Genomic DNA, 25,978 nt, shown 5'->3' on the forward strand with positions numbered 1-25,978 from the left:
TGCGGTCTCGGCCCCATCACTGCCTCGTCACTGCCTCGTCACTGCCTCGTCACTGCCTCGTCACTGTTGATGGCCAGGGCACCACACAGCTGTTCGCCCACCGATCGTCGCCCGTTGCAGCGGCGCCAGGTCGCGCGGACACGAGCCGAGCGCTTGCCGTCTGGTCGGGTCCAGCTCGCCCATCGTCGACCCTCCACGCCTGAGCATGATGGGCAGCCGCACGGCAATTGCGGACGCGATGGAGTCAACCTCCGGTTCGGTGAGCGAGTCAACGCTGCGCTGTGGCGCCACACCTGACCACCACAACACTTCGTCGGCACACAGGTTGCCCAGGCCGGCGACCACGGTCTGGTCGAGCAACACCGTTTTAATGGCGGCGCGCCGACCGTCGAGCGCTACCGCAAGAAGGTCGGCATCGACGCTCAAGATGTCGACTCCAAGATGGTCAAGATCGGCGTCAAGCGACGATCGACCCAGACGGCGCGGGTCGTTCACGCGGAGCGCGGGGATGTCGGTTCCAGTCGCACCAGCGGTCCCAAGCCGGAGGCGATCCCACGCTGGCCGATCCTTGTCTGAGGCGTACTCGAGCGACTCGATCGGCGCCACTCCGTCGACGATGACCCGACCGGTCATCCCGAAATGGAGGCCGAGAACATGATCTGGCGTGTGGATTCGGATCACTTTGCCGCAGCGCTCGATTCGCTCCACCGGTGAACCCGGCAAGACGACCGCGAGCCCAGGATCAGCAACGCGGTCGTCGATCCAGACATCGGTGATCGTCCTTCCGACCAGTGCATCGAGTGCGCTCCGCCAGATTTCCGCTTCGAGTCCCTCAGGCACGGATCAGGCCGCCGTCGACGTCCGGGCGGTCACAAGCTCGCCTTGGCAGCCGTTGAGAGCAGTTGCTCGATCAGCTCAGCCAGCTGATCGCTGTTGATCAGAAATGCGTCATGTCCCTGCGGAGAGTCAATTTCGACGGAGTCCATCGGCACGTCACGGGTGCGGAGAATCTCGGCAATCTGGCGTTGCCGATCTGCGGGGTAGAGCATGTCGCTCCAGATGCCGACAGTCATCGTCGGCCCCGTGACCGGCGCCATTGCGCGCTCACGGCTGCCACGACCGCGAGCGACATCGTGGAGATCCATGGCCTCGCCGATGCTGAGAGAGCTATTGGCATCGAAGCGGTTCGCGATTTTCGTGCCGTGGTGTTCGAGCTAGCGCTCCACTTCGAACCGCTGCCGCAATCCACGCGTGTCACCAACCGTCGCCTTATCGGCCAGTTCACGGCGGAACCGATCGGTGAAGACGTTGTCGCTGCGGAAGGTGAAATGAGCAACCACACGCCCATGGCGGGAATCGCAACTCGATACAGCATCACATCGCGAACGTATCAGTGGCCGCTTGCCCGAGCCCCGGAACATTTGCGGACGCGTTCCGCGGGTGAGCGTCGATATCGATCAGGCTGTGATTTCACCCACCACGGGTTGGGCGAGCCGCATCCGCTGCTCGTAGCCAGCCTCGTACGGCATGAAGCCGTTGCGGTCGGGATAGATCAACTGCACCATCGAGAACGGCGCACCGCGGTACCACGAAGCCGCCGTCGAAAAGAGGTGGCCATGTGTGCCGAGATCTATCGACGCGAAGTAGCAGCGCAGTTCGTTGTCGAGTAGCCCGACGAGTTCCACACCGAGCGGGATTTCGGTGCCGCCACGACAAGCATCTGCAACTAGCGTGACGAGGCCGTTGGCCGCGACGGGCGTGAGACCGAAGACGGCGACGTCGGGGAAGGCAACCGCGTCGGACATGCCAATCGAGTACGCGTAGGCAGGGGTCGGCGGATCGGTGTCCGGACGCGCCTCGACTGGTTCGAGTGCCCAGCCGTTGGTCTCGATCATCCATTCGATCTTCTCAGCGTGTGGAATGTGGAAGTCGGGAAGCTCCATCGGCGTGTCGTTCATCAAATGCCCATCAGGTCAGGGCCAACGAATCAAGGTCGATGGCATGTTGGAGGTGGCGGGTGGCCATGGCTGCAAACATTGCCTCGCTGCGTTCGCTCTCACCCACCACTTGCGAAGCAATGACCGCCATCACGACACCTGCGAATGTCTCTCGGCGGTACTGCTCCCAGACCCAGGCCTCGTCGGCATCGACGCCCCCGATACCCAACGCTGAGACATAGCTGCGCACCAACGCGCGGTCGTGAGTTCGGCGCTCCTCGGGAACGAGACCAGCGCCGCAAAAGTAGGAGAGGTCAACGACCGGTGAACCGTGGCCGGGTGTCTGCCAGTCGACTGCTGTCACCCGGGGTGCTGCGGTTCCGTCGCCGAAAAGCAGGTTGTCGAGTCGATAGTCGCCGTGGGTGACGGTCTTCGGACCGTTACGACCGTTCATCCACCCTTCGATGCGCTCGCCGAAGGCATTGAGCATGTCCAGCTGCGGCGCATCCAGATGGTGCGTGTACGTCTCAAGGAAGCTGGGCAAGAACATCGCCCAGAGCCCGACCACAGCGGCGATGTCCTCGGGTGTCGATCTTCCACCCAGCCAGTCCAGATCGTTGAGCGTCGGGTCGTCCCATCGCGGCGCGTGCAGTTTGGCGAGTTCTTCCACGGCGGCGACCGCCATCTCCGGGCTGCAACCGGTGACTTGATTGCCCTGTTCCGCTGGCGCCATGTCTTCGAGTACGAGGATGAAATCGCCAGACGATTCGTGCCATTCACCGTGGTGGCAGTGCGGGACGCGGATGTCGACCGTGTCTGCGACACCGAGATAGAACTTCACCTCGCGCTCGTAGTTGCGAAGTGCCATGCCGGTGGCACGGCTCGTCTCATCGAGTGATGGCAACTTGATCACCACCGAAGACGGCACCGCTGGATCAGCACACTCGAGGCCGACCCGCAGGTTCAAGCCAACGAGGCCGTCACCGATACGGCTCGTGGTGACGAGCGTGACGTCGGCGCCCATCAACTCAGACATCCGTTCGTTGTTGATGTCATCAGGGCCCATTGGGCGGACAGTAACAAAGGACCCGATACCGTCCATCAGCGATGGCAGCGGCGTCGAAGTTCGGCTTCCTCCTCCGGCCCAAGTGGCTCGGCTTTCACCTGCTCTGCGCTTGCGCAGTTGTCGGCATGATCTTCGCGGGCATGTGGCAGCTGCAGCGTCTCGACCAGCGTCGCGACGCCAACGCCGAGTTCATCGAACGCATCGAGCAGGCGCCGGTTCCACTCGAATCGTTGCTCGCCGACGATCTCGATCCCGACGTGGTCGCCAATCGCCGGGTGACGGCGTCCGGCACGTATCTCCCCGACCAGGTGGTGCTGTTCAACCGGTCGCAGGGTGGGCGTGCGGTGGACAATGTGCTGACCCCACTCGTCATCGATGACGGTCGCGTCCTCATCGTCAATCGTGGGGCGATTCCCGTGGAGGGGCAAGCCCCATCTCCGCCGGCGGTGGCGGTCACGATTGAAGGACGGCTGCGCCCGTCCGAGGTTCGCCAGCGTGGCGAATTGAGCGATGCGGATACCGAGGTGATCGCACAGACCCGACGCGTGGATCTCGAACGCCTCGCGCCGCAGTTTGGCGGCGACCTCGTACCGCTCTACGTCGAGTTGGTCTCGTCAGAACCCGCCGCCGGCCCGGCAGATCCGGCATTGCTCGACACCCCAGTACTGGGCGAAGGCAACCATCTGTCGTACGCGTTCCAGTGGTTCATTTTTTCTGCCTGTGTTGCAGCGGGCTGGGTGTTGGCTATCCGCCGCTCGCTCCGGACGCGCGCTCCGAACCCCTGACCGCCCTGGCCCACTCCCCCGACCGCGTCGTGTGTCGCCTCGGTACGCCGGGTCGGATCAGGAAGGGCGGGCAAGACGGAGGAAGTCAGCGGGATGACCGCGGAGCAGTCGACGTCGGGTTGACCAGGGAGCGGCTCGGAAGAGTTGCGCCATCACGCGGCCCACGTCAGTCGGCGAGGAATCAGCGCGCATGTATGTCGACCAGGTCTGCAGTGGCAGGTCGAAAAACGTTGCGAAGAACTCTCGGACGGCGGCTCCGTCGAGCTGACCCAACATGTCAAGGCCGTAGTCGTGCAGCAGTCGTGTCCGGCGATGCGCAATCGGCCACACGACGTTCCACACCAGGGCCGAGTCAGCCACGTGAGTCCCAGGGCGGGCGCTGAGTGACTCGGCGATCGCCACGGCGACCGTTGGCGCCATCTGCATCGAGTGGACCACGGAGTAACCGGATGTCGGATTGACGTAGCCCGCGGCTGCGCCGAATGCGACAACTGCCTGATCTCGTTGAGGATGCGATGCGCCCATCGGGATCCGGACGTACTCCGTACGTACGGCGCGGTCGAGCATGTCGTCCGGTTCCAGGTGGAGTCGCGCTGCGAGCAGTGGCAGCAGTGCGACCGGTTCCACCGCGGGTCGCGCCGCAAGCACTGTTTCTTCGACGAGCCACCCGTCGGCCACCGGCAGGCTGTACGCAAACGTTGCGGGCGTGCGCCCGCGCCGCTGTGCAGCCGGTGTGCGTGGGGGCTCACGGAAGTCCATCAGTGTCGGCTGACCGAGGTCGCCAACCGGCGGATTAGCAAGCACGACACCGAAAGCGGTTTGCCAGAACGGCAGCCCGTCGCCGTGGGTTCGGTTGGCAAAGGCAGCCGGCCATCCTGTGGCATCGATCACGAGACGAGCGGTGAGCTCCTCGTCGGTGTCGAGGATGACTCGGTGACGGTCACTCCCGGACGCAACGCTGAGCACCTTCGCTGCCATCGTCGGCACATCGCGGCGAAGCGCTGAGCGCAGCGCGGCGTTGTCGAGGAGCGTGTACGGGCGGTGTAATTCGTGGCGCCGATCAGTCCAAGCCCAGACGTCGAGCGGCGTACCTGCCGTGACGTCGAGGTCGGTCAGGATCGAGAGGCGGTCAACCTCATCGAGCCACGCTCCGTATGTCGCCGACCAATCGGCGTCACCACCGATGAGGACGACGTCGAGGCCACGCACGACACAGGCTTGGGCAAGGGCACTGCCCGCTGGTCCGTCGCCGATGATGACGACGTCGTGAAAGCGTCCGGCGTTGCTCGACGATGACGGTGTCACGGGTGGCCGGGCGTGGCCGATTCAAGTTCAGCCATCCGACGGAACTGCTCGACCACGTCAGGCGTGGTGTGCTGTGGGTCGAGCGAGCGGTACACGGTGTCGACGTTCACTGCGATCCGTCCGAACTCACCCCAGCTGCTGAATCGTTCGTCGGCCGCAAGGGCCGCGCCAATATCTCGCGCCGCGTCAAAGGCGTCAATGCCTGCTGCCTGCCGACCGGCGGCCTCGGTGTCGACAAATGCGAGGTAGTCGCGTACCTCGCGCACGCCGGCCTTGTCGGTGAGTGGGCCGTGGCCCGGCACCACGGTGTCCACGTCCATCTCGAGCATGAGGTCGCATGCGGCGACCCAATTGCTCAGGGGGCCAGCCCACACGATGGGCGTGCCGCCGATGAAGAGAATGTCGCCGGTGTAGACGGTCTTGGCATCGGGCACGTGGACCAAGACGTCGCCGTCCGTGTGCGCCGGACCCACCTCGATCAGATCGACGCGACGTCCCCCCACATCAAGGGCATGACGGCCACTGAACGTCGTTGTCGGCAGCTCAAGTTCGATTCCGTCAAAGTCAAATTCGCCGAAGAAGCTGCGAAACAGATCGCCGACTTCGCCTGGCGCCTGGTTGAGCGCGTGCAGCATCGACGGCGGCGTGTGCGGCATCTCTTCGGCACAGGCTGCGGATGCCACGATGTCGACCTTGGACCATCGGACGCGCACCTCGCTGTTTCCGTAGCAGTGGTCACCGTTCGCGTGGGTATTGACCAGCGAGTCCACGGGCGCCGCAGCGGTGTGCGCGGCCATTGCGTCGAGCATGGCGCGGGTGAGATTGAGATCGAAGAGGGTGTCCACAAGCAGCGACTGCCCATCGCCGACCACGAGACCGGCGTTGCTCCAGCCCCAACTGCCGTCCGGTTGCAGATATGCGAAACACTGATCGCCAAGTTCGTGTAGGCCGAGACTGAAGTCCGAAGTCATGCCGACATTGTTTCACGCATACAGAAGCGTTCAGCGGCCATAGTCACGGGAAGGTGCGTGTTTGCATCTGGGATGTTGGGAAAGATCGACGCGTCACAGATCGACAATCCCTCGTAGCCCACCACGCTGAAGTGATCATCGACGACGACGCCCATCGCACAGCTGCTCGATGCATGGACGTAGTCGCCTGCCCGGCTGCGGAGCCACGTTTGGAGGGTCGTGTCGTCGGCCAGCGCGTCCGCCGTCGTGCCATGCTCGTCGATGTAGACCGTTTCGACGATGTCCGTGAACGATGGTTGCGACAAGACATCCAGCGCAAGCCTGACCGCTGCGCCGAGCGCTGCACGGTCGTCAGCATCGCTCAAGAGTGCGAAGTCGACGAGCGGCTGACCCTCGTTGTCGATCGTGACGGTGCCCTCGGCACCTGACGGAGTCATCAGCGCCGGCATGAACAGTGCGAGACGTTCCGCGCCGGGCAGCCGACCGATGTGATTCATCGGGAGGAGCTGTACGAGATCCTCACCGATGTGCTGATGCAAGAGCGTGCCGATGACCAGGCCGCCCGGGCGGTTGTCGACGCCACCGCGCAGCAACAACGTCAGCGGAGCCGCCGGGTGATCTTGGAGGCCTTGTCCAATGCCCGGTGTATCCAGCCCGGAGCGGAGCAGGATCGCAGGTGTGTGGATTGCACCGGCCGCGACAACGACATGGTCCGCGTCGATCGAGGTGCCGTCGACAAGGTGCACACCCGTGACTCGGCGGCCTGAGATGCGAAGACGATCGGCGGCTGTGTTCGGCCGCACCACAAGATTCGGTCGGTCGAGCACCGGCCAGAGGTAGGCCTCTGCCGATGTGATCCGACGGCCCGCCCGGCGCGTCAGCCGCGCCCGTTCGGTTCGTGGTGCCGCCGCAATCAGTGCTCGATCGACGACGCCGAGTTCCGCTTCGGCAGCCGCCTCGGCCGGGATCTGCACCCGATCCCAGGCGCGGTGAGCATCGCTCCATCCCCAGTCGCGGTATTGCTGTTCGCTGCCGCGCAGCGCAACCATGGCGTTGACTGCGCTCGATCCTCCCAAACCTCGGCCCCTCGGGTACGGACTCGCTTCAGCGTCGGTGGTGCGCTTGGCGAGCAGATCAGCGTGGGTTCGGCCCGGCTCGTTCAGGGCGTCAAGAAAGTTGGGTCCATCGACCGCTGCCGGAATCGCATCCTGCCGCAAGTCGGGGCCATCGTCGAGGAGCGTCACGCGACAATCGGGGTCCGCTGACATCCTGTTGGCGAGCACGCACCCGGCTGAACCTGCACCGACGATGATCCAGTGTCGAGCGGGTCGCTGCGAGGTCATGACGTTCCGGTCCAGCGACGCTCAGTCGTCGCGACGTTGAGCGGGAGGGTTTGTGGCTGGTGGGAGGCCTGCAAGATGTGCGGCGTCGTTGTACCGGACGAGGCGCCACTTCGAGTCGGTCGCTGATTCGGCAGCGCGCTGCGAGGGCACGAACTCGGTCAGGGACGTGTTCGACGTCCAGAGGTCGAACGCTCCGGTGGGCGCTGTACGCAGGAGTTGACGGAAGATGGCATCGACAACACCACCATGGCAGGAGATTGCGATCGTCCGCCCAGGGTGCGTCGCGAGCGTTTTCGACAGGGTTGATCCGACCCGCAGGTGGAATCGGGCAATGGTTTCGCCACCGCCCGGGAAGACCTCGTGATGGGGGTCGCCGCCCCAGTCCGGGGATCCAAACCGGTCGACGTAGGCAGCGAATGTCATGCCGTCGAGTTCGGGTCCGGGATCGTGTTCACCGAATCCGGGGTCGATCAGGAGGTCCGCGCCTGCGATGGCGGGGCCAATGACCTGGGCAGTCTCGATCGCTCGGTCGAAGTTGCTGCTGATCAGCACCGCACCGTCAAGTTCGTGCGTGTCGGCGAGACGGTCGTGGAGACGCGCTGCTTGCTGTCGTCCGAGGTCGGAAAGGCCGCTGCAGGTGCGGTGGCCGCCGATGACGCGGTCGACGGTGACCTGAGACTCTCCGTGCCTGATCAGCACCACCCGTGTCGCTCCGTCTGTCATCGCTCCATCATCGCAGTGATCTGCCCCAACGCGGCACTCCGCTCATTTGTGTGTCGCTCATTCGTCTTGGCCCCGACAGTGTCGGGCCAACTGGCTGCTCGTGCGAAGATTCTTCGCCGGCATCGAGCCCGCAAACCTTTTGTACAAATTTCACTGGTGTCGTATGGGGTTCCCTACAGTCGCGCCGGTGGCCCCCAGGCACCGTCTCACCCTTCATCCGATCGAGGCCGATCCGCGCGCCGCGGCAATCGAGCGAGGCGCGAGTGATCTTGGTTTCGGCAACATCGGCGAGGTCGCCATTGCCGACATCGTGTTCGTCGACGGAGACCTCGATTCGGCACAACTCGATCGGCTCCACAGTGTGCTCGTCGACCCGCTGCTTCAGCGTGGCAACTGGGAGCTTCCGACGAGCCATGCGGTCGAGATCACCCTGCAACCCGGCGTCACCGACAGCGGCGCCGATGCCGTGCGGCACGCCTGCGGCACCTTGGGTATTGACATCGAGGCAGCCGCGACAGGTCTGCGCATTCGCTTCGACGAGGGCCTCGCTGACGATGTGGCCGACGACATCATCGAGCGCGTTGTGGCGAACACGATCATCGAACGATGGGCGTGGGGCACGATCGAACCCGCACACCCCGGTGGCGAAGATATTCGTTCGACGGCCACGATCATTCCGATTCGCGGAGCCGACGAGACGCGACTGGCCGAGATCAACGTCGAGCGGGCGCTCTACCTCGACCCGGAGGAGATGGTGGTCATTCGTGATCACTTCACTGGATTGGATCGCGATCCCACAGATCTCGAGTTGGAGACGTTAGGCCAGACCTGGAGCGAACACTGCGCCCACAAAACCTTCCGGGCCGCGATTGACGCGACGGGCGGGCCCGAGGGCGAGCAGGTCATCGAGCCGCTGATGCGGCAATTGCGGCTCTGCACCGAGACCATCGATGCGCCGTTCGTGCGCTCTGCCTTTGTCGGCAATGCCGGCATCGTCGAGTTTCGCAAAGGCATCACCATTGCGCTCAAAGCCGAGACGCACAATCATCCGTCTGCAGTCGAACCGTTCGGTGGAGCCAACACCGGTGTCGGCGGCGTGATTCGCGACGTGCTGGGTATTGCACATAAGCCCATCGCGATCACCGACATCTTGTGTTTCGGGCCGGCCGACCTGCCGCTGAGCGATCTCCCGGACGGCTCGCTGCATCCGCGCCGAATCCGCGAGGGCGTGATCGACGGTGTTGCTGACTATGGCAACAAGATCGGGCTGCCCACCGTGGCCGGCGCAATCTTGTACGACCCTGCATACACCACGAATCCACTGGTTTTTGCCGGCTGCATCGGTACGTCTCCGGCGCGCCCTCTGCATGAAGGACCCCACGCTGGCGATCGGGTGCTGGTACTCGGCGGCGCAACCGGCCGCGACGGCATTCGAGGTGCGACGTTCTCGTCGGCGACAATGGATGCAACTACTGGCGAGGTCGCAGGCGCGAGTGTGCAGATCGGCGATCCGATCATCGAGAAGCTGCTGATCGACGCGTTGATCGGTGCGGAAGACTTGTATTCGTCGATCACCGACTGCGGAGCCGGCGGTCTGTCCTCTGCGGTGGGCGAGATGGCAGAGGGCATCGGCGCCGACGTGGAGCTGGATCTCGTGCCGCGGAAATACCCTGGCCTCGAGCCCTGGGAAGTCTGGCTGAGCGAGGCGCAGGAGCGCATGGTCATCTCGGTGCCATCGCGGAACGTGAGTGCCATTCTCAATCGCTGCAAGCGCGTGGGTGTTGGCGTGGCCGACATCGGGGCGTTCACCGGTGATGGCGTTCTGACAGTGCGATCAGGCGGCACGCCGGTAGCTGAGATCGACACGGCGTTTTTGCACGACGGTCGTCCACAGCGACGGATGAATGCCGTCTTGCCCGAGCCTGATCGATCGCCATCGGTCGGCCGGAAGGTGGCCGATCCGAAAGCCGCGCTGATCGCGCTGATGTCACATCCCAACATCGCGAGCAAGGCAGGCACGATTCATCGCTACGACCACGAAATCTTGGGGTCAACCGTGGTGCGTCCGCTCATTGGCGCGGCTGGTGATGGGCCTGCCGATGGTGTGGTCCTGGCCGAACCGCTGGCTGAGCACGGCATCGCGATCGGCATCGGCGTCAACCCGTGGTACGGCATCCACGACCCTGAGGCGATGGCCTACGCCGTTGTTGACGAGGCAATTCGCAACGTGGTGGCCGTCGGGGCTGACCCTGACATGGTGGCACTGCTCGACAACTTCTCTTGGGGTGACCCGCGTCGTCCCAGCACTCTGGGCGAGCTGGCCGCTGCGGTCGAGGGATGTTGCGCTGCGGCCTACATGTACAACGCTCCGTTCGTATCGGGTAAAGACAGCCTGAACAATGAGTACATCGGCAACGACGGCGAGCGTCACGCCGTGCCGCCGACGCTCGTCATTACTGCGGTCGCACATGTACCTGACGCCAATCGGTGCGTTACCCCTGACCTGGCCGAGGCCGGCAATGTGCTGATGCTCTTGGGGTCGACTGATTCCGAGTTCGCCGGATCTCACCTCGACAAGGTGCTGGGCGCTCCCCCGGTGGCCGGCGCCGCTCCAGCTCCGGACCCCGATGCTCCCAATCGGTATCGCCATCTGCACGCCGCCATGCAGGCCGGACTGGTCGCGGCTTGCCACGACGTGAGCGAAGGCGGACTCGCCGTCGCCCTCGGCGAGATGTGCCTGGCCGGGCGCCTCGGCGCCACCATCGACGTGTTACCGCACGACGATCTATCGACGTCGCTGTTCAGCGAGTCGCTGGGTCGCTTGGTCGTCGAGATCGAGCCGCGCAGCGTGGCAGCGTTCAAGCGGATCATGGACGACGAGTGTCTTCAAATCGGCGAGGTCAGCGAGTCCGGCATGTTGTCGTTGCCCGGAGTCGAACCAATTTTGGTCTCCGATCTGGCTGATGCCTTCAACCATGAGGCCTACGCCACCCACAACGGACTGCAGGCGACGTCATGAGCCAGGTTCCCGCCGTCGTCATCGCCGGGCCCGGCACCAATCGTGATGGTGACGTCCGCCAAGCGCTTGAGTTGGCAGGCGCCGACGCAAAGATCGTTTTGGCGAGCGAGTTGGTCGAGCGACCGCGGCTGTTGGGCGACTACCGACTGGCCGTCGTCGCCGGAGGGTTTAGTCACGCCGATTCGTTGGGTGCTGGTCGCATGCTGGCGCTCGACTTGATGATGGGGTTGGGCGATGAACTGCGCGACTTTGTCGCACGCGGCCGGCCACTGATCGGCATCTGCAACGGCTTTCAGGTGCTGACGCGGACCAAGTTGTTGCCCGGCGCTCTCGGACACAACGCGCAGGGCCGTTTCGACTGCCGGTGGGTCGTGTTGGAGACCGAGGTCAAGAGCAAGTCGGTGTGGACCTCGGGAATCGAGGACCCGATCCACTGCCCCATCGCCCATGGCGAGGGCCGCTACGTGCACCCCGACCCTGATTCTCTCGCCGCTGCTGGGCAGGTTGCGCTGCGATATCGCAGCACCAATCCCAACGGCTCGGTTGCCGACATCGCTGGCGTCTGCGATTCGAGCGGCGTGGTACTCGGCCTCATGCCGCACCCTGAGAATCACATTGTGGCGCGCCAACATCCGCACCACGGACGCAGTGCGGCGGTGAAGACGCTGGGTGCTGGTGAGCCATCCAGTCTGGGTCTCCGATTGTTCGAGAATGGCGTGCGACACGCCAAGGGACTCTGAGCACGTGACACTCCCCGAGCCGTTCGACAGCATCGAGTTACCACTCCATGATCGCCGGCTCGGCAAGGTGCGCGTTTCGTACGCGTTCGGCTCGGGGCAGCGGCTCTTCGTCACCACGGACCGGTTGTCTGCCTTCGATCGGATCATCGCCCGGGTGCCCTACAAGGGCCAGGTGTTGAACCAACTGGCGGCCTGGTGGTTCGAGCAAACCGCCGACATCGTGCCGAATCATGTCGTGTCGCTGCCCGACCCAAACGTCCTTGTTGCCCGCGAGGCCGCTCCACTCAGCGTTGAGGTCGTCGTCCGTGGACACATCAGTGGAGTCACCGACACGGCATTGTGGACGCAGTACTCGGCTGGTGCGCGCAGCATCTACGGCCATCAGTTCCCCGATGGTTTGGCCAAGAACACCGCATTGCCCGAGCCCATCATCACGCCCACCACCAAGGGCGACTTCGGCGAGCACGATGTGCCGCTGGCCATTCAGGACGTTGTTGCCGACGGCCACGTCGATCCTGATGTGTGGGATCAGGTTGGCGCCGCTGCACTTGCGGTATTCGAACGTGGCCGCGAACGAGCCGCTGCTGGCGGGCTCATTTTGGCCGACACGAAGTACGAGTTCGGCCTCGACGCAACTGGCGCCGTGATGCTGATCGACGAGGTACACACGCCCGACTCCTCGCGATACTGGGTCGCAGACACGTACGAGGAGCAGTTGGCCGCCGGGCGGGAGCCGCAGAGCCTCGACAAAGAAGTCGTCCGCCGGGCCCTGGCAGACGTCGGCTACACCGGCGAGGGCGACGTCCCTGAGCTGCCCGCCGAGGTGTGGGAGCAGACGAGCGCTCGCTACATCGAGACCTACGAGCGCCTCACGGGGCTCACCTTCGAACGGGCCACTTATCCCGCCGAACAACGCATCATCGACGCAGTCAGCGCACTGGAGATTCCTGCATGAGCACAACACCCCACACATCAGTTTGCGCACCCGTTACGGGTCGCGGACGACACCTCCTGGGTACGCAAACAACGGAAACGCCGGTGCGGATCAGCGACAAGCCACGCGACGAGTGCGGCGTCCTCGGTCTGTCGACGCCGCACGGAGAGGGCGTTGCGCAGCTGGCGTTCTTCGGGCTGTTTGCGTTGCAGCATCGAGGACAGGAGGCCGCAGGTATTGCCGTGAGCGACGGCAAACGGTCGCGGTTGCACAAAGAAGCGGGTCTCGTCTCCACGGTGTTCACGCCCGAGGCGCTCGCACCCTTGACCGGCTACCACGCCATCGGGCACACCCGCTACAGCACCACGGGGTCAAATGCCGAGCGCAACATCCAGCCGTTCCTCGTCGAGACCATGCACGGGCCGCTGTCGGTGGCCCACAACGGCAACCTGGTCAACGCAACGGCGTTGCGTGACGAGTTACTGAACAAGGGGTTCGGCCTGACGGCCACCAGCGATACCGAGGTCTTCACGCTGATGCTCGCTGCTGCCGGCGGGCAGACTTGGCAGGAGCGGATCGAGCGAACTTTGCCTGCCTGGAAAGGCGCGTACTCCCTGGTGATTTTGGCGGCCGACCAGGTCATTGCCGTGCGCGACCCATGGGGTTTCCGTCCGCTGAGCGTCGGACGCCTCCCTCATGGCGGCCATGCCGTCGCGAGCGAGACGTGTGCACTGTCAACGCTGGGCTGCGTGGACATCGACGAGGTCAAACCTGGCGAGATGGTCACGTTGCGCGGCAGCGAGATCGAGCGGACGCAGGTGCTGGCGCCCCAACCCAAAGGTGCGCGCTGCACGTTCGAGTTCGTCTACTTCTCGCGTCCCGACTCTGTGTGGGATGGCAAGAGCGTGCACCACGCGCGGCAGCGGCTGGGTATCGAGTTGGCGAGGGAATCGATGGTCGATGCCGATGTCGTCATTCCCGTACCCGACTCGTCGATTCCTGCCGCGATCGGCTTCGCGCGGGAGAGTGGACTGCCGTTCAACGATGGGCTGATCAAGAATCGGTACATCGGCCGCACGTTCATCGAACCCACGCAAGACATCCGTGAACGCGGTGTCGCGCTGAAGTTCAATGCGTTGAGCGAAAACCTCAAGGGGAAGCGGGTGATCATGATCGACGATTCACTCGTCCGTGGCACGACCGCCGGTCCGCTCGTGAAGTTGGTTCGAGATGCGGGGGCGAGCGAAGTGCATGTGCGCATCACGTGTCCGCCGATCAAGCATGCCTGCCACTTCGGAGTCGACATGGGCCACGACAACGACCTGATGGCCGCACGGCTCTCGGTCGCTGAGATTCAAGAGCACATCGGTGCCGACAGCCTTGCCTTCCTGTCGCTCGAAGGGATGATGCGAGCCGTCAACGACACCGAGTCCGGCGAGGGGTACTGTAACGCATGCTTCACGGGCGACTACCCGCTGGCTGTCGGTGATGCGCAGGCCAAGCTGGCGTTCGAGGGAGTGATCGCCTGATGCGCGTCTTGGTGATTGGCGGCGGCGGCCGCGAGCAGGCGATTGCCTGGGCCTGTCGACAACATGGGCATGACGTTCGGTTGGCCTCGGGTCTCGACGACGCAAGCACAAATGACACCGATCTGGTGATTCCCGGCCCGGAAGCCGCGCTGGTTGCGGGCATGACTGATCTCGCAACTGAGCGAGGCATCCCGTCGTTTGGACCGACAGCCGAACTGGCGCAGTTGGAAGCCTCAAAGGGATTCGCTCGCGACCTGGCAACCGAACTGGGTATTGCCGGCCCAGCCTTTGCTCGGTTCGAGGGCAACGATCGAGAGGACGCTGCGCTCGCCTGGTGGGCCGAGTTGGATGCGCCCGTCGTCGTCAAACTCGATGGTTTGGCTGCCGGTAAGGGCGTTGCAGTTCCCGACAGCGATACCGAGACGCGGCAGGCCATTGCCGATGCTGCGTCAACCGGACCTTTCCTGCTGGAGGAGCGATTGCGCGGGCCCGAGTGTTCACTGCTCGCGCTGTGTGACGGCACGGCTGCTGTTGCGCTGCCCTTGGCACAGGACCACAAACGCATTGGCGAGGGCGACACCGGACCCAACACCGGCGGCATGGGCGCCTATGCGCCCGCACCGGTTCCGTTCAGTGGTGATGAACTGATCGCCGAGTTCGTGCAACCAGTACTCGACCACTTCGCTGCCAAGGGCACCCCCTACGTGGGCGTGATCTTCGCGGGACTCATGCTCACCCCCGACGGTCCGCGCCTCATTGAGTACAACGTGCGCTTCGGCGACCCTGAGGCTCAAACGGTGTTGCCTCTCCTCGAGACCGACCTTGCTGAATTGGCGCTCGCCTGCACGCAAGGCGACGTGGGTAGTGTGCCACTGCGAATTTCGACCCAGTCAGCGGTCACCGTTGTTGCGGCATCGCCGGGCTATCCAGACGACCCTGGCACTGGACACTCGATCATTGATCGCGGCGACGTTGAGGGCACCTATCGTTTTGATGCGGGAGTCGACGCCGATGGAAAGACATCGGGAGGTCGCGTCTTGGCCGTCACCGGGCTGGGAGCCGATCTGGGCGCGGCTCGCGATCGGGCCTACGGCCGGATGGCAAGGATCACGTTCGACGGCATGCAGGTGCGACGCGACATTGCGTGGCGGGCGCCCGGTGCGGGCCTTGCCAGCTATGCCGCGGCCGGCGTCGACATCGACGAGGGCACACGCGCCGTTGACGAGATGAAGGCCGCCGTCGAAGCCACTCACGACACACCCGGTGAGGGCGTCCTCAAGGGCGTCGGCAGCTTCGGCGGCGTGTTTTCCGCTGCGGGTATTCAGGCAATGGATCAGCCTGTGCTGGTGGCCTCCACCGACGGTGTGGGCACCAAGGTCGAGTTGGCCGCGCGCTTGGGCATGGTCCGCGGCGTCGGCATGGACATCGTCAACCACTGCATTGACGACGTCCTGGTGCAGTCGGCCCGGCCGCTGTTCTTTCTGGACTACATCGCGGCGAGCGTCCTCGACGCCGACCTGGTGGCCGAGGTTGTCGGTGGGATGGCTGACGCCTGCAAAGCCGCTGGGTGTGCATTGCTCGGGGGCGAGACCGCCGAGATGCCGGGCGTCTATCAGCCCGGCTCGTTCGATATCGCCGGCACACTGATCGGGGTCGCCGAGCGGTCCGAGTTGCTCCCGCGAGACGATGTTGCCGCAGGGGACGTTCTCATCGGCATTGCATCGAGTGGGCCGCATACGAATGGCTATTCGATGTTGCGCAAGATCTTTGAGTGGGCCCCGATGGATGTGGTGCCCGACGGCTTCGACCGTCCTCTCGGCGAGACCCTGCTCGAACCTCACCGCTCGTATCTCGATCTCCTGACACCGACGTTCGAGACGGGCGCCGTCAAGGCATTGGCACACATCACAGGCGGCGGGCTCCCCGAGAACCTGCCGCGGGTGCTGCCCGACAATGTCGATGCAAACATCACGTTGGGTTCCTGGCCCGTGCCACCCCTCTTCCAGCTCGTCCGCGAGCTGACACCCCAGATGGACACCGTCGAGTTGTACCGGACCCTCAACATGGGAGTCGGCATGGTTGTCGTCTGCGCTCCTGACCAGACAGCCGTAGTGCAAGCATCGATCGGCGAGACCACGTGGGTCATTGGCGAACTGACCGACCGAACGCCGGGCTCGACGAACGAAAGAGTGGTGTTGTCATGATTGGCGAGCAGCCGGAACGTTCTGTTCGCGAACAGCGGTTGGTGGTCATGGTGTCCGGCAACGGATCCAACCTGCAGGCCATCCTCGACGCGTGTGCTGACGGCCGGATCAATGGCCGGGTGGTTGCGGTGGTGTCAAACAAGGCCGACGTGTTCGCACTGCAGCGCGCCGACGCCGCAGGTGTACCCGCTGTTCATATTGGCATGCGTTCGGGTGAGGATCGGCCGGACTACGACGCCCGGCTCACCGAGTTGGTCGCCGGGTTCGATCCCGACTTCATCGTGCTGGCTGGCTGGCTGCGAATTCTCACGATGAGCTTCTTGGGCTGGTTTCCCGGTCGAGTGGTCAACCTGCACCCAGCTCAGCCAGGCGAGTTGCCTGGGCTGCGCGCGATCGAGCGTGCCTGGGACGAAGCGGTTGCGGGTACTCGAACCGAGTCGGGCGTGATGGTTCACTTCGTTCCCGACGAAGGCGTCGACGACGGCCCACTACTCGCCACCGAGGCGGTACCGATCGACACGACTCGCTCCATCGAAGAATTCGAAACCGCGGTGCATGCCATCGAGCACCGCCTCCTCGTCGGCGTCATGGCGAACCTGTGCTCGCGCCGCTTCACCGACATTGACGATTTGCACCGTGCTGTCACACTGGAAACAGCAGCGCCCACTCCCCCCTTGACCTGACATCAACATCTATCAGAGGATCAACCATGAGTATCAACGACGATCTCTTCGACCGATTTGAGGCGCTGACGTTCGACGACGTCGTCGTCATCCCTGGGTTTTCCGAAACCTTGCCCGACGAGGTCGATACGACCGCGACATTTGCCGGCGACATCGAACTGGCCGTACCACTTGTATCTGCAGCCATGGACAAGGTGACCGAGGGCCGGATGGCCATCGCCATGGCCCGCTACGGCGGCATCGGCGTGATCCATCGCAACATGTCGATCGCTGACCAGGCGTCTGAAGTGCAGAAGGTCAAGCGCAGCCAATCGGGCATGATCACCGACCCGGTCACGCTCCCACCGACTGCGCTGCTGCATGAGGCCGAGGCCTTGATGAACCGGTTCAAGTTCAGTGGTGTGCCAATCACCGACGACGAGGGTCACCTCGTTGGGATTCTGACCAACCGTGACATCCGGTTCTGTGAAGGGACCGACTTTGACCGGCCAGTGATCGACTTCATGACCTCTGACCGCTTAGTCACCGCCGCCGTCGGTACGTCGCTCGATGAGGCAAAGTTGCTGTTGCAGGAACATCGCATCGAGAAGCTGCCGCTCGTCGACGGCGTCGGTTGTCTGGCCGGCCTCATCACCGTGAAGGACATCCAGAAGCGGTTGGATTTCCCGAACGCTTCTCGCGATGGCAAGGGACGTCTCCGCTGCGCTGCGGCAATCGGTGTGGGCGCCGATGTCGAAGAGCGCGTCGACGCGTTGGTGTCGATGGGAGTCGATGCGGTGTCGATCGACACGGCGCACGGGCACTCGGCAAACGTAATCAAGACCATTGAGCGGGTGAAGGGTTCCTGGCCCGAACTTGCCGTCACCGCCGGCAACGTGGTGACCGAAGACGGTGTGGAGGCGTTGGCCAAGGCCGGCGCCGATGCGGTCAAGGTCGGCGTGGGTGCAGGCTCGATCTGTACGACTCGTGTCGTATCCGGCGCGGGAATGCCTCAGCTCTCGGCGATCTACTTCGCCTCAAAACGCGCCAAGGAGATGGGCATCCCGATCATCGGCGACGGCGGCATCACGTTCTCCGGCGACATCGTGAAGGCGATCACTGCTGGTGCTGAAACGGTCATGCTCGGATCCCTGCTTGCAGGAGTTGAGGAGAGCCCGGGCGAGATGGAGCTGTTCGAGGGCCGCCGATACAAGAGTTACCGCGGCATGGGCTCGATGGGCGCCATGACGGGCGACAGCCAGGACCGTTATGCCACCGGCCAGTCCTCCAGTTCGAAGAGTGCAGTCGGTGCAGCGAGCCAGAAGCTCGTGCCCGAAGGCATTGAGGGTCGCGTCCCGTTCTCCGGCCCGCTCGGTGACGTTGCCTACCAGCTGGTCGGTGGCCTCCGCTCAGGCATGGGCTATGCAGGGGCGGCGACGCTGGCGCAGCTGCGCAGCGCCAAGATGATGCGGGTCACCACCGCTGGCCGCCAAGAGAGCCACCCGCACGACGTGACGATTACTAAGGAAGCCCCGAACTACCAGCGCACCTAATCGCCTGCCATCAGTCCTCCGATCTGACGATGTGACCCAGTGACGTTCGACCCTGGGCCAGCGACAGCGTTGGCGCGACGCTGATATCAGGAGGTGCACGATGCCCGCCAGATGGCCGCAGAAGAGTCTCGTCATCGTCGGCACTGTCGCGTTCGGGCTGGGGTGTCTTGGTGTCTCATGCGGTGGCGCTGCCGAAGTTGGGACGGGATCAACGACTTCGGTGCCCAGCGAGGAACCGGAGAGCACCACCAGCACCAGCACCATTGACCCCACGACGACCACCGAGGCGACCGCGACGACTCCCCTGCCGGCCACGACGACCACCGAGGCGACCGCGACGACTCCCCTGCCGCCCACGACGACCTCAGCGAACGTCTACTGGGGCTGGACTGTCCTGAACCCTTCGGCTGGCTCCCCGGAACGTCTGGGGGCGGGGACACGTGAGGTCACCGCCGACGTCCCCGTCCGCAACAGCCTGGAGATGCTGTTCAACGGATTGAACGCCGATGAGCGGACAATCGGAATGACGACCAGCATTCCACCCGGCACGAAGGTGCTCGGAATCGCCCGCGACGGAGCGACCGCAACCGTTGACCTATCGACAGAATTCGCGAGCTCGAGTGGCTCGCTGGACGAGACGATTCGGCTGGCTCAGGTCGTCTTCACCATCACCCAGTTCGACGAAATTGACCGGGTGAAGTTCCACATCGAGGGCACGGCGGTCGACCCAATCCTGTCGCACGGTTTCGTGGTCGGTCAAGGGCTGACCCGTGACAGTTTCGCGGAGGTTCGGGCCAGCATCATGATCGAGCAGCCGTCCCCTGGCGCTGAGGTCACCAACCCGCTGGTGGTTCGAGGAGAATCGAACACGTTCGAAGCGACAGTCCGATACGCCATCACGAGCGGCGACAACGACGGCGAGCTCATGACCGAGGGCTTCACGACAGCGACCGGCGGCAACGGGACCTGGGGCACCTTCGAGGTGGCCGTCGATGTATCGGACTTCCCGTCGGACTACCAACCCGGACCCGGCGCCATCATCATGTGGGAAGACTCCCCACGTGACGGCGCCCCTGTCAATGTTGTCGAGGTCCCAATCGTCTTGCCCGAACGGTAACGGTCCCACTCGGACACGCGGAGCGCCGTGGCACCCGAAAACGCACAACGCCGCCGACCCTTGCAGGCCGACGGCGAGGTTTAAAGCGTGGTGTTCAGAGTGCTCGGACGTTCTGAGCTTCGTCGCCCTTACGGCCTTGGCCGATGTCGAATTCGACGCTCTGACCCTCGTCGAGGGACTTGTAGCCCTCTCCGGAGATGTTGGAGTGATGGACGAACACGTCCTCCCCACCCTCGCGTGAGATGAAGCCGAAGCCCTTCTCGCTGTTGAAAAATTTCACGGTGCCTTGCATTGGTTCTCTTTCGCTTCGAACACGCCCTACTGACGTGCTCTGCAGAGATCATACGGCCGATGGGAGGCCTTACGTGGTTCCTCGCGCACGGAGAGTCACTCTTGGGCTCCGTTTCGAGGGAACCGAGTCACTCCGGACCGTTCACCACTTGATCTCGATCTCAAGTTCGTTGCCACCGTCGCCAAGCTCAAGTTCGACTTCAAGCGTCACCTGATCAGGCACGTCGACCGTGTATCGGATGCCCTCAAGATTGAATTCGAGATCATTGTGCCGCTCAAGCTGGTCGGCGAGACGACGAAGTTGTTCGGCGACCGCCTCGCGGCGCATCTTGGACTCTCTGGAGAATTCGAGCAGTTTCATGCCCTCATTCTCTCCACGTCTGGCCAGAATCCGACAGGGCTGAAGGTCAGAACCGGCGAGAACACGCTGGGCGTCAGTCTGACGCCTGCTTTGCTGCCGCTTGGGCCTGGCGGATCATCTCCATACTGTGCAGAACGATTGGACTCGGCTCGTCGGGTTGCCAACTCTTGTAGGCCTCGCGCGCGTCGCCCGGCCACTGCTCGGAGAGGTCAAGGCGACCTCCCGGCCGGGGCGCTGCGACCAACAATTGGAGCGCAGCCCACAGCGTCCGGCGCTGCAATTCGTGGTCACCGGCAGCACCGAAGGAGTGACCGAACGGATACTCGACTCCCAGAATCCGTGACGAGCGATACTTGTCCGACATGATCGGCATCATCGTGACGGTGACGGTGGGGATACCTGCAGCTTCGATGATCCGTGCCAACACGGGCACGTTCTTGCAGCAATCCGGTCAAGCGGGCGCAAGGATCAGCGCATCGATCTCGGCGGCGTGACAGCGCGCCGCTATCTCCGGACCGGTCGTGGTGCGCCACACCTCGGCACCCTCGGCCTGGAACCCCATGACGGAGAAGTGCTCCTTCGCTGATGCGCCGATCCAGCCCTCCGCGGCCAACTCATTGAGCCGATTGATCGGCAGCGCAACATCAACATCGGCAAGCAGGTCATCGGTCCGAATGTGGAGATGCGTCGCGCCGATGTCGGCCTGCGTGACGTCGGATCGGATGGCTCGCAGCGTTGGGTCACCCCACGTTGGTTCTCGGCGCTCACGTTCGACATCGAAACCTGCTTGCTCACCCTCGACGAAGATCCCCGCGCTCGAGAGCAGACCAATGGTCGCTTCCTCAAGTGGCTTGTCGAATTCGGCCCACACGGGCTCATGATCGAGCTGCGGAGCAACTTCGTACATCGCTCGAAATGCTCGTGGAAGAAATGCGTAGCTGTCGACGCTCATGGTCCCGAACGTAACAAACCCACGGCCAAGCCGAGCGAGTTCAGGCTGGCCGCGGCTCGCCCAAGCGCATCAACGTCGCAACCGTCGTATTCAGTGGAACGTCGATGCCGTGTCTGCTGGCCGCGTCGACCACAACCTGATTGCGCTCGCGCCATTCGGTGGATTGTCCGGCGAGCCGATCGACCACGATCGACGTGGTGTGCCCGCCAGCGTTCTTTTCCTGATACCGCCGGAGTTGGGACGGCAATTCGTCAGGAAGTACCGCACCCTCGGCACGGCCCACCGTCGCCACTTCTTCCATCAATGCCTCCAGCAGACTCAAGGCGTCGCTGTCGCGAAAGACGTCTGATCCGCGTCCAGTCAGGACGCCAATTCCGCCGACCGCCGCATTCATCATCAGCTTGAGCCAGGCCACCGATGTCCAATCTGCGGTCAATTCGACATCGATGAAGGAGCCCTCGAAGATCGACTGCACCGTGGCTGAGGCTGGTCCATCTGGGATCACAAGTCGAGACGGCGAACCGACCTGCGCCTGGCCGGGCGCAGTGCGTTCAGACGGCAGCATCACGATGGCAGGAACGATGTCGGACTCGACGGCGAACCGATCGAGGTGATCGACGCCGTTCTGTGCGATCAGCAGGACTGAGTCGGGACGAACTGCGGCGCGCACATGCTCAAGAACAGCAGCATTCTGCGTTGCCTTGGTGGCGACGATCACCACATCAGCTGGCTCGATGGCCTCCACCGTGGCCACGCAGTTCACCTCGACGTCGATCGACCCGAGAGGCCACTCGACACGCAGCCGGTCGAACGGGGTACGCGTGACCAGCGTCGGGTCATGACCGGTTTCGACCAGGCCTGCGGCCAGCGCAGCTCCAATTGCTCCCGGCCCGATCAGCGTGATTGATGGTCCACTCATCACCTGAGTGTCCCACGGCCGCCCGAGTTCAGATAGACCAGAGGCATGTTGATCGTGGTCTCACCCGCCAAGGCGCTGGACTTCGAGTCGCCATTGCCGACGTCGAAGCACAGCCAGCCCATCCTCATCGACCGCTCCGAAGAACTCGTCGGCCTGATGGCCGAGAAATCTCCGGACCAGCTGTCGAAGATGATGTCAATCTCGGCATCGCTCGCGGACCTCAACCACGAACGTTTCCAAGACTGGACGACACCATTCACTCCAGACAACGCTCGCCCCGCCGTCCTGGCATTCGACGGCGACACGTACACCGGCCTCGACGCGGCTTGCTCGTTCAGCGAGCGCGACTTCACGCATTCCCAGAAGGTGCTGCGCATCCTGTCCGGCCTCCACGGCGTGCTGCGGCCACTCGACCTCATTCAGCCGTACCGGCTCGAGATGGGATCCAAACTCACGCACGACAACGGTGGCGACCTCTACAGCTACTGGGGCGATGAAGTCACCGACCAGCTCAATGCAGCGCTCGCCGAATCGCCGGGAGCAAAGGTGCTTGTCAACCTCGCCTCCAACGAGTATTTCTCGGTCGTCCAGCCCGAACGCTTTGACGGCCGGATCATCACACCACGATTCCTCGACGCGAAAGGTGATGGCGACTTCAAGATCGTCAGCTTCTTCGCCAAACAAGCACGAGGCGCTATGGCCGGATGGATCGTCAGGGAACGGATCACCACCGCCAAGGCGCTCACTGCATTCGACAACAACGGATATCGCTTCGACGCCGCACAGTCGACCCCGGACGAACCGGTCTTCACTCGGAGGAACAACGCATGACTGACGTCACCAACGTTGCCTGGGACATCGACTCGATCCTCGATGGTCGTTCCATCGACGAATTGTTCGACGCTGCCGAATCGTCTGCCACCGAACTCGCAGACCTCCGCGGGCGTGTTGGCACACTCGACGCCGGCCAGCTGGCCGACGCGATGCACTCCATGGCGACCGTGATGGATCTGCTGGCTCGGGCGGGATACCACCCGATGCTCTCGTTCAGTACCGACACCAGTGATCCTGCTCGCGGCGCAGCGATGGCGCACTCGCAGCAGCGCGCAACACAGATCAACACGATGCTGATCTTCTTCGAGCTCGAGTGGGCAGCCGCAGATGACGAGCATGTCGCCGGCATCATCGGTGACAATCGCCTCGACTTCTGCCGCCATCATCTCGAACAGGTCCGCCTCGAGCGGCCCCATCTGCTCAGCGAGGCCGAAGAAACCGTGCTGGCTGACAAAGCACAGGTCGGCGGAGCTGCCTGGGTTCGGCTGTTTGACGAGTTGACCTCGGCAATCGAGGTCGATGTCCCCGACGAGCACGGCGGGCCAGGAGTCTCTCTGATGGAGGCCCTCTCGCTGCTCTCCCACCCCGACCGCAGCATCCGTCAGCAGGCGGCCGAAGGCGTGACCGCGGGGCTTGCACCAGGACTCCGGACACGGGCCTACGTGTTCAACACACTGCTGCTCGACAAGTCGATCAGCGATCGCCAGCGCGGCTACAACACCTGGATTTCATCCCGCAACCTCGCCAACGAGGCCTCCGACGAATCGGTCAACGCCCTGATTGAGGCAGTGGTGAGCAACTACTCGCTCCCTCAGCGCTGGTATCGGCTCAAAGCACAAGTCCTGGGAATCGACAAGCTCGCCGACTACGACCGCATGGCGTCGGTGGCCGACACCGAGCAAGAGTTTGGTTGGGATGAAGGCGTGAGCATCGTTCGCGACGCCTACAACTCGTTCTCGCCCGAACTCGCCGACGTCGTCGGGCGCTTCCTTGACGAGCCGTGGATCGACGCCCCGGTCCGACCCGGAAAGCGCGGCGGTGCGTTCGCTGCGCCTGTCACCCCATCGCACCACCCGTACGTGTTCCTCAATTGGACCGGCACGTCACGCGACGTTGCAACACTCGCCCACGAACTCGGACATGGAGCGCATTTTCAGCTCGCCCGCGAGCAAGGCATCTTCCACCAGTCGACGCCGCTCACTGTTGCCGAAACTGCATCAGTCTTTGGCGAGACCGTCACCAGCAGTCGATTGCTTGCAACCCTTGACGACCCGACGGAACGCTTCGCGCTCCTCGCCAGCACGCTCGAAGATTCCATTGCCACCGTCTTCCGACAGGTGGCAATGAATCGCTTTGAAGACTCGTGCCACACGGCGCGGCGCAACGACGGCGAGTTGTCTGTGGAGCAGTTCGGTGAGCTCTGGGCACAGAGCCAACACGACATGCTCGGCGACTCGGTCGAGGTCACCGAGGGGTACCGCAGTTGGTGGAGCTACGTTCCTCACTTCATGGGGACGCCTGGCTACGTCTACGCCTACGCGTACGGGCAGCTGCTCGCGTTGTCGGTGTACGCCCGATATGTCGAAGAGGGCGATGCGTTCGTTCCCGCATACCTCGACCTCCTTCGCGCTGGAGGGAGCCGGTCCCCTGAAGAACTCGGCAAGATCGTCCGCTGCGACCTCGCTGATCCAAACTTTTGGGCCAATGGCATCAAGATCGTGGAAGGCCAACTGAACGCAGCCGAAGAGGCGGCCCGGGCAGCCGGTCGGATCAACTGACCGACGACTCAGCGCAGCAGCAGGACCGGGCAGGGCGCAAGCCGCGCCAACTTGGTCGACAATGAACCGAGCAGTCCTTCAAAACGTCCAAGGCCGTGCGTCCCGACGCACAACAAGTCCGGCTTGTGCTCGCTCACCGCTTCGAGCACGGATCGCGCGGCGCTCTCGCCTTCAACACCAGTGGCGATGACGTCAACACCAGCGGCTTTGAGTTCAGCGACAAGTGCAGCTGTGCGGCTCGCCACGACACGGTCGACATATTGCGCAATGAACGCATCGTCGCCAACCCAATGGCCAGCGGCGGCATCACCAGCTTGTTCTCGGCGGTAGGCCACACCGGCATCTGCAGGATCAGCATCCGGCGACGATGCACTGCGCAGGTCACTCAGAATTTGTCGCGGCACCTCGACGGCGGTGAAGACCGTGACTCGTCCTGTTTCGCCGGCGAGGCGCGCGACCATCGTGGCAGCCAGAGTGGTGTCCAGGGTGCCGTCCGTTGCGACCAGTACATGCATGACTGCGACCCTAAGCCACGCGCGCCGTGGTGTCGCACAACAGCGTCATGAACGAGCCAAACGCTCGGGCGACGCTGTCACGGCCGGGGACTGCGGGTGGTAGCGCTCGACAAAGATCTGCTCGCTGGTCGCGCCGAGCAGGCGTGCCGCTTCGGCCGACGCATCAACGAAGTCAGGGCTGCCGGCAATGAAGATGCTGTGCCCGCTCAGGTCAGCGAACGCGTCGCTGAGCATGTCGGGAATGCGGCCCGTGAACTTCGCCCCGTCCGGAGGATCCTCACCGGTGTAGGTCACTCGAAATTCGAAGCGTCGGTGTTTCGCTCTCCCCTAAACGATTGAAGGGGCTTTCGTCCTGAATGGCAGACTCTGCCGCTATGGAGCACCCTGCCGGACCGTTCTTGAGACCGCCGGTTCACACCATCACCGCAATGATCGTCGAC

Annotated in this window: 26 protein-coding genes; 11 read left to right on the forward strand and 15 right to left on the reverse strand. The window is 63.6% G+C overall.

Annotation, left to right across the window (positions count from 1 at the left end):
- Positions 1-60: 60 nt before the first annotated feature.
- From ACH2DW_RS11615 to ACH2DW_RS11630, 4 genes are all read right to left on the reverse strand, one after another.
- Positions 61-840, reverse strand: coding sequence for a DNA-formamidopyrimidine glycosylase family protein (locus ACH2DW_RS11615; RefSeq protein ID WP_394929912.1), 780 nt, complete (start codon positions 838-840; stop codon positions 61-63).
- Between the two features lie 29 nt (positions 841-869).
- A complete protein-coding gene (locus ACH2DW_RS11620) occupies positions 870-1,145 on the reverse strand; it encodes a hypothetical protein (protein WP_394929913.1) in 276 nt (91 codons plus the stop codon).
- Between the two features lie 312 nt (positions 1,146-1,457).
- Positions 1,458-1,958 carry a DUF4262 domain-containing protein gene (locus ACH2DW_RS11625; protein WP_394929914.1) on the reverse strand — a complete coding sequence of 167 codons (501 nt, stop codon included), beginning with the start codon at positions 1,956-1,958 and terminating at the stop codon, positions 1,458-1,460.
- A 10-nt stretch (positions 1,959-1,968) separates the two neighbouring features.
- Positions 1,969-3,003 carry a phosphotransferase family protein gene (locus tag ACH2DW_RS11630; RefSeq protein ID WP_394929915.1) on the reverse strand — a complete coding sequence of 345 codons (1,035 nt, stop codon included), beginning with the start codon at positions 3,001-3,003 and terminating at the stop codon, positions 1,969-1,971.
- A gap of 41 nt (positions 3,004-3,044) precedes the next feature.
- On the opposite strand from ACH2DW_RS11630, the gene ACH2DW_RS11635 reads away from it, so the two are divergent.
- Positions 3,045-3,788, forward strand: coding sequence for an SURF1 family protein (locus tag ACH2DW_RS11635; protein ID WP_394929916.1), 744 nt, complete (start codon positions 3,045-3,047; stop codon positions 3,786-3,788).
- A 57-nt stretch (positions 3,789-3,845) separates the two neighbouring features.
- On the opposite strand, the gene ACH2DW_RS11640 is transcribed toward ACH2DW_RS11635, so the two are convergent.
- The 4 genes from ACH2DW_RS11640 to ACH2DW_RS11655 are packed head-to-tail and all read right to left on the reverse strand — an operon-like array spanning position 3,846 to position 8,130.
- Positions 3,846-5,093 (reverse strand): lycopene cyclase family protein, encoded by a 1,248-nt coding sequence (locus ACH2DW_RS11640; protein WP_394929917.1) that lies wholly within the window; start codon positions 5,091-5,093, stop codon positions 3,846-3,848.
- Positions 5,090-6,064 carry an MBL fold metallo-hydrolase gene (locus ACH2DW_RS11645; protein ID WP_394929918.1) on the reverse strand — a complete coding sequence of 325 codons (975 nt, stop codon included), beginning with the start codon at positions 6,062-6,064 and terminating at the stop codon, positions 5,090-5,092. The genes ACH2DW_RS11640 and ACH2DW_RS11645 overlap by 4 nt, the downstream gene beginning before the upstream one ends.
- Positions 6,061-7,407, reverse strand: coding sequence for a GMC family oxidoreductase (locus ACH2DW_RS11650; protein WP_394929919.1), 1,347 nt, complete (start codon positions 7,405-7,407; stop codon positions 6,061-6,063). The genes ACH2DW_RS11645 and ACH2DW_RS11650 overlap by 4 nt, the downstream gene beginning before the upstream one ends.
- A 21-nt stretch (positions 7,408-7,428) precedes the next feature.
- A complete protein-coding gene (locus ACH2DW_RS11655) occupies positions 7,429-8,130 on the reverse strand; it encodes a histidine phosphatase family protein (RefSeq protein ID WP_394929920.1) in 702 nt (233 codons plus the stop codon).
- 187 nt (positions 8,131-8,317) lie between these two features.
- Between ACH2DW_RS11655 and purL the strand changes: the two genes are divergently transcribed.
- From purL to ACH2DW_RS11695, 8 genes are all read left to right on the forward strand, one after another.
- Positions 8,318-11,149 (forward strand): phosphoribosylformylglycinamidine synthase subunit PurL, encoded by a 2,832-nt coding sequence (gene purL, locus ACH2DW_RS11660; protein ID WP_394929921.1) that lies wholly within the window; start codon positions 8,318-8,320, stop codon positions 11,147-11,149.
- Positions 11,146-11,889: a phosphoribosylformylglycinamidine synthase subunit PurQ gene (locus tag ACH2DW_RS11665; RefSeq protein WP_394929922.1), complete on the forward strand. Its 744-nt coding sequence runs from the start codon at positions 11,146-11,148 to the stop codon at positions 11,887-11,889. The genes purL and ACH2DW_RS11665 overlap by 4 nt, the downstream gene beginning before the upstream one ends.
- Before the next feature lie 4 nt (positions 11,890-11,893).
- Positions 11,894-12,844 (forward strand): phosphoribosylaminoimidazolesuccinocarboxamide synthase, encoded by a 951-nt coding sequence (locus tag ACH2DW_RS11670; RefSeq protein WP_394929923.1) that lies wholly within the window; start codon positions 11,894-11,896, stop codon positions 12,842-12,844.
- An 83-nt stretch (positions 12,845-12,927) separates the two neighbouring features.
- The gene (gene purF, locus ACH2DW_RS11675; RefSeq protein ID WP_394929924.1) at positions 12,928-14,352 is read left to right on the forward strand and encodes an amidophosphoribosyltransferase; all 1,425 of its coding nucleotides are present in this window, start codon (positions 12,928-12,930) and stop codon (positions 14,350-14,352) included.
- Entirely contained in the window at positions 14,352-16,556 is a 2,205-nt protein-coding gene (gene purD / locus ACH2DW_RS11680) for a phosphoribosylamine--glycine ligase (protein WP_394929925.1), read from the forward strand. Before purF ends, purD begins: the two co-directional genes overlap by 1 nt.
- Positions 16,553-17,239: a phosphoribosylglycinamide formyltransferase gene (gene purN / locus ACH2DW_RS11685; RefSeq protein WP_394929926.1), complete on the forward strand. Its 687-nt coding sequence runs from the start codon at positions 16,553-16,555 to the stop codon at positions 17,237-17,239. The genes purD and purN overlap by 4 nt, the downstream gene beginning before the upstream one ends.
- Positions 17,240-17,265: 26 nt before the next feature.
- Positions 17,266-18,771, forward strand: a complete 1,506-nt coding sequence (gene guaB, locus ACH2DW_RS11690) for an IMP dehydrogenase (protein WP_394929927.1) — start codon at positions 17,266-17,268, stop codon at positions 18,769-18,771.
- Positions 18,772-18,871: 100 nt separating this feature from the next.
- A complete protein-coding gene (locus ACH2DW_RS11695) occupies positions 18,872-19,888 on the forward strand; it encodes a GerMN domain-containing protein (protein ID WP_394929928.1) in 1,017 nt (338 codons plus the stop codon).
- A gap of 94 nt (positions 19,889-19,982) precedes the next feature.
- Here the strand turns inward: ACH2DW_RS11695 and ACH2DW_RS11700 are convergent, their stop codons facing one another.
- The 5 genes from ACH2DW_RS11700 to ACH2DW_RS11720 all read right to left on the reverse strand — a co-directional run bounded on the left by ACH2DW_RS11700 (position 19,983) and on the right by ACH2DW_RS11720 (position 22,411).
- Entirely contained in the window at positions 19,983-20,180 is a 198-nt protein-coding gene (locus ACH2DW_RS11700) for a cold-shock protein (protein ID WP_394929929.1), read from the reverse strand.
- Positions 20,181-20,321: 141 nt separating this feature from the next.
- Positions 20,322-20,540 (reverse strand): amphi-Trp domain-containing protein, encoded by a 219-nt coding sequence (locus ACH2DW_RS11705; RefSeq protein WP_394929930.1) that lies wholly within the window; start codon positions 20,538-20,540, stop codon positions 20,322-20,324.
- 73 nt (positions 20,541-20,613) lie between these two features.
- A complete protein-coding gene (locus ACH2DW_RS11710) occupies positions 20,614-20,967 on the reverse strand; it encodes a hypothetical protein (protein WP_394929931.1) in 354 nt (117 codons plus the stop codon).
- A 24-nt stretch (positions 20,968-20,991) separates the two neighbouring features.
- Positions 20,992-21,492, reverse strand: a complete 501-nt coding sequence (locus ACH2DW_RS11715; RefSeq protein ID WP_394929932.1) for a glycine/sarcosine/betaine reductase selenoprotein B family protein — start codon at positions 21,490-21,492, stop codon at positions 20,992-20,994.
- Positions 21,493-21,532: 40 nt separating this feature from the next.
- The gene (locus ACH2DW_RS11720) at positions 21,533-22,411 is read right to left on the reverse strand and encodes a ketopantoate reductase family protein (RefSeq protein WP_394929933.1); all 879 of its coding nucleotides are present in this window, start codon (positions 22,409-22,411) and stop codon (positions 21,533-21,535) included.
- 45 nt (positions 22,412-22,456) lie between these two features.
- Here ACH2DW_RS11720 and yaaA point away from each other — a divergent pair, with 45 nt between their 5' ends.
- Both yaaA and ACH2DW_RS11730 read left to right on the forward strand, forming a co-directional pair.
- Entirely contained in the window at positions 22,457-23,242 is a 786-nt protein-coding gene (gene yaaA, locus ACH2DW_RS11725) for a peroxide stress protein YaaA (protein WP_394929934.1), read from the forward strand.
- Positions 23,239-25,023 carry a M3 family oligoendopeptidase gene (locus tag ACH2DW_RS11730; protein ID WP_394929935.1) on the forward strand — a complete coding sequence of 595 codons (1,785 nt, stop codon included), beginning with the start codon at positions 23,239-23,241 and terminating at the stop codon, positions 25,021-25,023. The genes yaaA and ACH2DW_RS11730 overlap by 4 nt, the downstream gene beginning before the upstream one ends.
- Positions 25,024-25,031: 8 nt before the next feature.
- Here the strand turns inward: ACH2DW_RS11730 and ACH2DW_RS11735 are convergent, their stop codons facing one another.
- Complete coding sequence (locus ACH2DW_RS11735; protein ID WP_394929936.1) at positions 25,032-25,538, reverse strand: universal stress protein; 507 nt, start codon at positions 25,536-25,538, stop codon at positions 25,032-25,034.
- Positions 25,539-25,583: 45 nt separating this feature from the next.
- Complete coding sequence (locus tag ACH2DW_RS11740) at positions 25,584-25,832, reverse strand: hypothetical protein (RefSeq protein WP_394929937.1); 249 nt, start codon at positions 25,830-25,832, stop codon at positions 25,584-25,586.
- Positions 25,833-25,978: the final 146 nt, after the last annotated feature.

Origin of the sequence: uncultured Ilumatobacter sp. (assembly GCF_963980585.1) — a bacterium.
Taxonomy (GTDB): Bacteria; Actinomycetota; Acidimicrobiia; order Acidimicrobiales; family Ilumatobacteraceae; genus Ilumatobacter_A.